2 pseudogenes are annotated in these 1909 nt (G+C 71.7%); both read right to left on the bottom strand.

From position 1 onward, the window contains the following. Positions 1-1386: pseudogene (locus tag WA805_RS19645) on the bottom strand (hypothetical protein); the annotation flags it as partial. 173 nt (positions 1387-1559) lie between these two features. After that, positions 1560-1909 (bottom strand): annotated as a pseudogene (locus WA805_RS19640) (hypothetical protein); the annotation flags it as partial.

Raw genomic sequence — 1909 nt, 5'->3', positions numbered from 1 at the left:
GTCGTCGGGACGCTCGAGATGATCGGGGCGCTCGGCGGTCCGCACGAACGCGGCGGGCGCCCGGACAGGCTCGTCGTCCAGGACGCCGTAGTCGCTGAAGTCGTCGAACGAGGTCTCCTCGGCCCAGCTCCGCGGCCGGTCGTCCGGCGGCGCGAGCAGGCCGGTCGCCGACGCCCGCGGGCCCATCGCGCGCATGCCGTCGATGCGTGTCTCGTCATAGGCGTCATAGGCGGGGACGTCGAACCGCGTCTCATCAGACCGCGCCGTGCCCAGCGCCCTGAGGTCCATCCGCGTCTCGTTGAGGCGCGGACCGCCGCCGGGAGCGCCGAATGCCGAGAATCCGGAACCGGCCGGAGCGTCCCCGCCGAACCCGTCGTTCTCGTAACCGACGGGCTCGTCGTGCCGGACGTCCTCGTCGGACAGCCACAGGCTGTCAAGCCGGGTCTCGTCGAACCGCGGCACGTCGAACCGCGGCACGTCGGACCGCGCCGCGCCCAGCGCCCTCATGTCCATGCGCGTCTCGTCGAGGCGCGGACCGCCGCCGGGGTGCGGGCCAGGGTATCCGCCGCCCCTGGGCCCGTCGTCGTAGCGCGGGTCGTCGTAGGAGAGCCGGTCGTAGCTCGGCTCGTCGTAGCCGAACGCCTCGAAGTCGCCGGTGCCGATGATGCCGGTCAGGTCGTAGCCCGGGCCGTCGATGCCCGGCCGGGAGTAGTCGGACCCGTTGTAGCCGGCCGGGTCGTAAACCGGGGCGGCGTGATACGCGTCCGGCTCGTAGCCGTCGGAGCCGCGGTATTCACCCTGCTGAGGGCCGTGGCTGTCCTGCCCCGGGTGCGACCGCCGTTCGTCGTCATAGCGCAGCGGCTGGTCGTAGTCCCACGCCTGCCAGCGCGACTCGGCCTGGTACGCGTCAGGGCCCTGGTAGTCCTGCGGGGCCGGCGCGGGGTACGGCCGCTCGTTCTGGCCGCCGCCGTAACCGGGGCCGGGGCCGTAGCCGGGGCCAGCGTGCCCAGGCCCAGGCCCAGGCCGGCCGTATCCGTTCCCTGACGGCCCTGACGGCCCTGACGGCCCAGACGGCGCGGCGGGCGGGTAACCAGGCTGAGCGTAACCGGCATCCTGCGCCGCGGGTCCGTCGTAACCGGAGTCGCGGTAGCCGTCGTCGCCATACCCGGCCGCCGAGAGGTCGGCGTAGGGGTGCTGGCCCTGTGACGCGGGCGGCTGGGCAGCCCGAGCCTGGGGCGCCGCAGCGGAGTAGCGGTAGTCGCCCTCGCGGTACTCCAGGTCGGAGTACCCGGTTGGCCATGAGATGTCCGGGCCGAACGGGCCACGCCGCGGGTCCGCCGGAAGCCTCCCATGATCAGCCTGGGTATGCGGCCATCCGCTCCTCATAGTGGCGATCACCTCGTGTCTGAAGTACCTGGCGGGCAAGGTCACAACATCATCTCGGCTAACACACATCTTCGCTACCAGAACGGCCACATCAGCGTGTCGTGTCGCAATAGAACCGGATGAACCAGCAGTAACACGGACAACTTCAACGCCGTACGGAGCTCGTCCGAGTCTCAACGTAGCGCTCCCGCCGCGCCGATGAGGGGATCTTCGCGCCGCCCGCCACCGGGAGACCGGGAGACCGGGAGAGCGGGAGGGCCGTATAACGCGCTGCCGATGTCGCGGCGCCGCAGGGCCGCGAGGCCGGTCCCGCCGAGGACGACGGCGAGCGCGGCGAGCCAGAGCAGCGGGGACGCGGATACCGTGCCGCCAGGTAGCCGCGGCACGTGGGTGAAAGGGGAGATGTCGAGCACCCAGTGCGACAGCTGGATCACCTGGCCGAAGATGTTCAGCGCGACGGCGAGGCCGACCGCGGTCCAGCTCACCGCGGCAGACACCTGCGGCAGCAGGCCGAACACGGCGA

It is taken from the genome of Trebonia sp., assembly GCF_049794275.1.
In the GTDB taxonomy this organism is placed as follows: domain Bacteria; phylum Actinomycetota; class Actinomycetes; order Streptosporangiales; family Streptosporangiaceae; genus Trebonia.
The sequence above is the reverse complement of the archived record's forward strand: the minus strand, read 5'-3'. Positions and strand labels throughout refer to the sequence as shown.